This is a genomic window from Hyphomicrobium sp. (assembly GCF_036780825.1).
Classification (GTDB): Bacteria; Pseudomonadota; Alphaproteobacteria; order Rhizobiales; family Hyphomicrobiaceae; genus Hyphomicrobium_C.
On the sequence record NZ_DAIQCD010000063.1, the window covers coordinates 1 to 5,909 of the forward strand.

Here is a 5,909-nt window from a genome sequence, read left to right on the forward strand (position 1 = left end):
TCCCACACGACCTCGATCTTGTCGTTCTTGAACAACCGGTCCTGCAAAATCTTCTCCGCACGGAAATGATCGCGCCGATGAACGACCGTGACCTTTCGCGCGAAGTTGGTGAGAAAGATCGCCTCCTCGACAGCCGTGTTGCCGCCGCCGACCACGACCACGTCCTTCCCCTTGTAGAAGAACCCGTCGCAGGTCGCGCAAGCCGAAACGCCATGGCCCATGAACGCGTCCTCGCTCGGCAGTCCAAGCCAGCGCGCCTGCGCACCCGTCGCGATGATCAGCGTATCGCACGTGTAATGATCCCCGGAATCGCCCACGAGCCGGAACGGCCGCACGCCGAGATCCACCTTGACGATGTAGTCCATGACGATCTCGGTTCCGACATGCTCGGCCTGGGCCTTCATCTGCTCCATGAGCCACGGCCCCTGGATGACATCGGCGAACCCCGGATAGTTCTCGACATCGGTCGTGATCGTGAGCTGCCCACCCGGCTGGTTGCCCTGGATCAGGACCGGCTTCAGCATGGCGCGGGCGGCATAGATGGCGGCGGTGTAGCCGGCCGGCCCCGAACCCAGAACGATGACGCGTGCGTGTTTCGAATTGCTCATTGATCGACCCTTCCGGTGCCCCCTGCGCGGGCGAGTGGCGGCTCTGTTCGGAACACGCCGCCTGGCGCGCCCGCCGCTCTCATATAATCAAGCGCCGCCGATAGCGCGACCCCCCGCCGGTCCGCGGCCTGCGTCGCCAGCGGCGCGGCTGAGATACGATACAGCAGCTCGAATGACCGGCGGAGCGAACAGAATATTGCGGTGCCCGAGCCCGTCGAACGCCGCCAGCGTGACCGACGGGCATTCCGAAGCGATCTCTTCGGCATCCGCGAACGCGACCTCCCGATCATCGCGCGCATGGATCACGAGCACCGGGCGCTTTGTCGCGGCGACGAGCGAGGCCGCCGTCAGCGTCGCCAGAGGGCGATGCGCGATCCGCTCCAGGCGGCGCTCGAAGCTTCGCCGCGCCGCTGCTCCGAGATGAATCTCGTCCGCAAATTGCCTTACGACCACCGAGAAGCGGTTGGGCGAAGAGACGAGCACATGGCGCTCGAAAGGATAGCGGCGCGGCAGCGGCGGCTTCCCCTCGTCCACGAGTAATGCGGCAAGCCCTCCCATCGAATGGGCGACCACGAACTGGATCGGCCCCAGCAGCTCGGCCACTTCCAGCAACGCGTGCGCACAATCGATGAGGCTCACCCGCACCTGCGCGCTCTTGCCATGCCCCGGCTGATCGAACGCGACGACGCGGAAGCCCGCGCGCCTGAGCTGCTCCGCGAACACGGCCATAAAAGAGGCTTCACTGGTCCAGCCGTGCGCGATCAGAACGCCGGCACGCGGCCGCCGTCCCTCGGGCTCGAACACATAGGCCTGCACCTCGCCCTTTGTCGTCGGCACTCGAACCCACTCCGCATGGCGCAAGTGAAAGCGCGCCCTCTCGGCGAGTTGCACATGATCGGCACTGCGGTGCTTGGAGAATCTCGGAAGGCAGAAGCGCCGGTAGGCAAGATCTCCCGCCAGCGCCGGCGGCAGGTTCCCGAAATCGACTGGACGCATTCGCAAGGTTCGTTCGAAAAACAACGTCATCAGCCGCCGGTCTCCCTTTGGAGCCTGATCGTTCGAGACGCATGGGAACCGCATGGCGCGAGGTCGTGAATGGGGCCTCGATACGCCGGGCCCGATTGCTCGCGTTGCGGGTGCGCCCACGCATCTCGCGTAATTACCGATTCAGACAGGAGCAGACGTATCCTAGATCAATCGCAGCGCTTTGAAGCTGGCGTGACCCTCGCGCCCCACGATCACGTGGTCGTGCACTGCAATTCCAAGCGGGCGTGCCGCCTGGATGATCAGGCGCGTCATGTCGATATCGGCGCGCGACGGCGTCGGGTCTCCCGACGGGTGATTGTGAACAAGAATGATCGCCGTCGCCGAGAGTTCCAACGCCCGCTTCACCACCTCCCGCACATAGACAGGAGTATGATCGACCGTGCCCACACCTTGCACCTCATCCGCAATCAAACGGTTTTTCTTGTCGAGGAACAGGATGCGGAATTGCTCGCGCGGCGCGAAGCCCTGCGCCGCCCGGAGATAGTCCATGAGCTGCGCCCAGGAGGACAGGACCGGGCCAGACGAAACCTCGCTGCGCATCAACCGTAGCGCCGCGGCGTGGATCAGCTTCAGCTCCGCAACGACGGCGTCACCCACGCCGCGAACCTCCTTGAGCCGCTGCTCCGGCGCGTTAATGACCTGGGCGAACGATCCGAAGCGTGCGAGCAGCCGCTTGGACAGGTCCTTCGTGTCGCGGCGCGGGATGGCGCGGAACAGCACCATCTCGAGCAGCTCGTAATCGGGCATGGCGTCGGCGCCCGCCTTCTGGAAGCGCGCCCGCAGGCGCTGGCGGTGTCCGGTGTAGAGCGGCTGGGGCCCTTCCATAAACGTGCCTTGCCCACCCACGCCCGTCTTGAGCCCGCCCGCGTCTTCGGCGTCCGGAGCCACAGTCTTCGGATCTGGTGCGCCGGGGTCGTTCATGCCTATCCGGATTTCAACTCGCCCGCGACGGCCACTCGAGCCCCGCGGGCGAGTGCGTAAACACCTCGACGCCGGTCTCGGTCACCGCGACCGTATGCTCGAACTGCGCCGACAGCTCGCGGTCCCGCGTCACCGCGGTCCAGCCATCTGAGAGGACTTTCACATGCGGCTTGCCGAGATTGATCATCGGCTCGATGGTGAAGAACATACCGGGCTCCATGACGGCGCCCTCGCCGGCCTCGCCATAATGGAGGATGTTCGGGCGGTCGTGGAACAAGCGGCCAAGGCCGTGGCCGCAGAAATCCCGGACGACGCTGCAGCGCTCATTTTCGGCAAAGGTCTGGATCGCAGCACCGATGTGCCCGAGCGTGTTGCCCGGCTTCACCTGCTCGATGCCGAGCTTGAGCGCCTCGTACGTCACCTCGATCAGCCGCTCCGCGCGGCGGCTTATGGCGCCCACCGCGAACATGCGGCTCGTGTCGCCATGCCAGCCATCGACGATCAGCGTCACGTCGATGTTGATGATATCCCCCTCACGCAGCGGCTTGGGCCCGGGGATGCCGTGGCAGACCACGTGGTTGATGGACGTACAGATGGATTTCGAGAAACCGCGATAGTTGAGCGGCGCCGGTATGGCGCCATTCGCCAACGCGAAATCGAGCGCCAATCGATCGAGCTCTTCCGTGGTTACTCCGGGTACCACGTGCGGCGCCAACATATCGAGCGCCGCGGCCGCAAGTTGGCCAGCCTTCCGCATGGCGGCGAACGCCTCCGGACCATGCCGCTTGATGGCGCCAGTCTCGCGCAGCTGCGCGCGGGTGACTTCGACATTGGACATGATGCGTCAGTACCTTCCTAGAGTGCTTCCGGAAAAGTGGGAATTCGGTTTTCCGACAAGAAGCACGATCAGACAAAGATCAAAAGCCGTTCCGGGATCTCGCCCAGGTCTGAACGATTTCAGGATTTCACTAGAGGAGCCTTGATCCCTCACCGCAAGCCTACCGCCGGATACGAATGTAATCCAAATCGCCCGCCGCGCAATGATGAGCCATCCAAAGGCCCAAAAACGAACGGCGCCCGAAGAGGCGCCGCCGTCTCATACGATCTTCGTCGATCCCCTTGCGGAGAGCGGCGGTGTTATTCCTTCGCCTCTTCGGCAGATGCTTCCGCTTCGGCCGGGACCTCAGCCGCCGTCGCCTCTGCGATAAGCCGGCGCGCCTCGCCCACCCAGTCGTCGCGCTCGATCTGGCCCTTGAGCTTCAGCGTCTCGTCGACGTTGGCGATGTCCTCATCCGAGAAATTGGCGATCTGATCGAACCGGATGCAGTTCACCGTGCCGAGGCGCGCCGCGAGGTCGGCGTCGATCCCCTTGATCCGGGTCAGATCGTCCGGCTCGCCCTTGAACTTCTTGAAGCCCTTCCACGACGCGTTGAGGCGCCGTGCACGCACGTCCGTCCTCTCGACGATACGGGCTGCCCTGCCGCGGCGTCCGCGCAGGTAATAGAGCTTCGCGCGGCGCACCTTGCCGCGCCGCAGAACCTCGATTTCAGCAATGTACGGCGAGTAGATCGGGAACACGCGCTCCACGCCCTCGCCATAGGAAATCTTGCGGACCGTGAAGTTTTCGTTGATGCCGCCACCCGAGCGCGCAATGACCACGCCCTCGTAAGCCTGGAGCCGGACCGACTGGCCCTTGCCGTCGCCCTCGATCACCTTCACCATAACCTTGACGGTATCCCCCGGGGCGAATTCCGGAATGAGGCGCGTCTTGAGCACGGCGTCCATCTGCTCGCGCTCGAGCTCCTGGATGATGTTCATTTTGATTCCTTTTTTGCTTGTACATCAATGCAGAGGAGCGGCGCCGAGACGTTTCGTCCGCGTGCACAGCTCATGCGGCTCCTTCTGGAGCGGCCCTCGGAGGGGAATTTATTTGCCGCGCTATAGCCGAAATGGCGGTCCCTGTCGAGACCGGTCTCGTTCTCCTTATCGGTGCCCGCACCTTAAGAAATCGGTTACCGCTGCTTCTCGCGCGCAGCCCAGAGATCCGGCCGCCGTTCGCGCGTAAGGCGCTCCGCCTCGGCCCGCCGCCAGGCCGCGATCTTCTGATGATCGCCCGACATAAGCACCTCCGGTGTCGAGAGCCCTTCCCAGGTACGCGGCTTCGTATATTGCGGATATTCGAGAAGCTCGTCTTCGAAGCTCTCCTGCGCCAGGCTTTCCTCGGCGCCGAGCACGCCCGGAATGAGCCGCACGCATGCGTCGATCAGCACCATCGCCGCGAGTTCACCGCCAGACAGCACATAGTCGCCGATCGAAACCTCCGTCACGCCGCGCGCGGCGATGAGACGCTCATCGACACCTTCGAAACGACCGGCCAGGATCATGACCCCTGGCCCCTCGGACAACGCGCGCGCCCGGGCCTGCGTCAGCGGCGCGCCGCGCGGCGACATATAAAGAAGCGGTAGATCGTCCGCCTCGCGCGCGTGATCGATGGCGGCCGCGAGCACGTCCGCACGCATCACCATGCCCGCCCCGCCGCCCGCCGGCGTATCGTCTACGGCACGATGGCGCCCGATACCGAAGTCTCGGATCTGATGCAGGTCGAGCGCCCACAGCCCCGCCTTCAGCGCCTGCCCGACGAGGGAAACGCCGAGCGGCCCCGGAAACATCTCGGGGAAGAGGGTCAGCACGGAAGCTTTCCAAGGCGTGCCGCCTCGGCTAGTTGGAATATGCGCCATGGGGGTATTGATATCAGAGTGCCGCCCTACGCAAGGGCCACCCGATCGTTCTCGATACGAGCCCGGACCAACGCCGGCGCGGGGCGATCAGGCTTTAAATACCCCGCGGCCGCAGGCAATCGCCGGCCCACGCGCACAGCGCCCTCGCGAACCGGCTCAGTCTTCGCGAGAGGCCGCCGCGACCCTCTTGGGCCAAGCTGTCGAAATGATCCTCAAGCCTATACAACAGCCGCGCCATGCTCCAGCAGCTCCACTCATGGGGATCGTGGGATGAGGCAGCGCGTCTGAGGTATTTTTTAGGCCATGGAGAGGCCGCCGTGAGGAATGCCCGGGGGTGGGCTTACACTCCTTCGACCACGACAATGTCGAGAGTGCCCGCACCTTCGCGCAAGGCCTTGGCCTCGGCGTACTCCGGGCTCGTGGCATAACCGATCGCGTGCTCGTAGCTCGGGAATTCGAGCACCACGTTGCGCTGCGTGCCGTTTCCCTCGACGATCTGGCATTTTCCACCGCGCACGATGGGCTTGCCTTCATACTTATCGAGCGCCGCCTTCGACTTTGCGACGTATTGCCCCCACTTCTCTGCGTCCGTCAC

The 5,909-nt window shown here is 64.2% G+C and carries 7 protein-coding genes; all 7 read right to left on the bottom strand.

The genetic code is table 11. From position 1 onward, the window contains the following. Positions 1 to 608: FAD-dependent oxidoreductase (locus V7P99_RS14555; RefSeq protein ID WP_333795553.1), on the bottom strand; the 608-nt coding region annotated here is incomplete at its 3' end. A gap of 87 nt (positions 609 to 695) precedes the next feature. After that, a complete protein-coding gene (locus tag V7P99_RS14560) occupies positions 696 to 1,604 on the bottom strand; it encodes an alpha/beta hydrolase (RefSeq protein ID WP_333795554.1) in 909 nt (302 codons plus the stop codon). A 192-nt stretch (positions 1,605 to 1,796) separates the two neighbouring features. Further along, on the bottom strand, positions 1,797 to 2,480 hold the full coding sequence (gene radC / locus V7P99_RS14565) for a RadC family protein (RefSeq protein WP_333795559.1): 684 nt from the start codon (positions 2,478 to 2,480) through the stop codon (positions 1,797 to 1,799). Between the two features lie 109 nt (positions 2,481 to 2,589). Then, the gene (gene map, locus V7P99_RS14570) at positions 2,590 to 3,414 is read right to left on the bottom strand and encodes a type I methionyl aminopeptidase (protein ID WP_333795555.1); all 825 of its coding nucleotides are present in this window, start codon (positions 3,412 to 3,414) and stop codon (positions 2,590 to 2,592) included. Positions 3,415 to 3,713: 299 nt separating this feature from the next. Beyond that, positions 3,714 to 4,394, bottom strand: a complete 681-nt coding sequence (gene rplS / locus V7P99_RS14575; RefSeq protein WP_333795556.1) for a 50S ribosomal protein L19 — start codon at positions 4,392 to 4,394, stop codon at positions 3,714 to 3,716. A gap of 194 nt (positions 4,395 to 4,588) precedes the next feature. After that, complete coding sequence (gene trmD, locus V7P99_RS14580) at positions 4,589 to 5,314, bottom strand: tRNA (guanosine(37)-N1)-methyltransferase TrmD (RefSeq protein WP_333795557.1); 726 nt, start codon at positions 5,312 to 5,314, stop codon at positions 4,589 to 4,591. Positions 5,315 to 5,654: 340 nt separating this feature from the next. Continuing rightward, positions 5,655 to 5,909, bottom strand: a 255-nt coding sequence (locus V7P99_RS14585; RefSeq protein WP_333795558.1) for a DUF1330 domain-containing protein, incomplete at its 5' end; no start/stop codon positions are given.

What these genes read in the sequence shown, in the direction of transcription:
- rplS (WP_333795556.1), bottom strand. Translation starts at nt 4,394, where the DNA reads ATGAACATCATCCAGGAGCTCGAGCGCGAGCAGATGGACGCCGTGCTC.
- trmD (WP_333795557.1), bottom strand. Translation starts at nt 5,314, where the DNA reads ATGGCGCATATTCCAACTAGCCGAGGCGGCACGCCTTGGAAAGCTTCC.
- V7P99_RS14560 (WP_333795554.1), bottom strand. Translation starts at nt 1,604, where the DNA reads ATGCGTCCAGTCGATTTCGGGAACCTGCCGCCGGCGCTGGCGGGAGAT.
- map (WP_333795555.1), bottom strand. Translation starts at nt 3,414, where the DNA reads ATGTCCAATGTCGAAGTCACCCGCGCGCAGCTGCGCGAGACTGGCGCC.
- radC (WP_333795559.1), bottom strand. Translation starts at nt 2,480, where the DNA reads ATGGAAGGGCCCCAGCCGCTCTACACCGGACACCGCCAGCGCCTGCGG.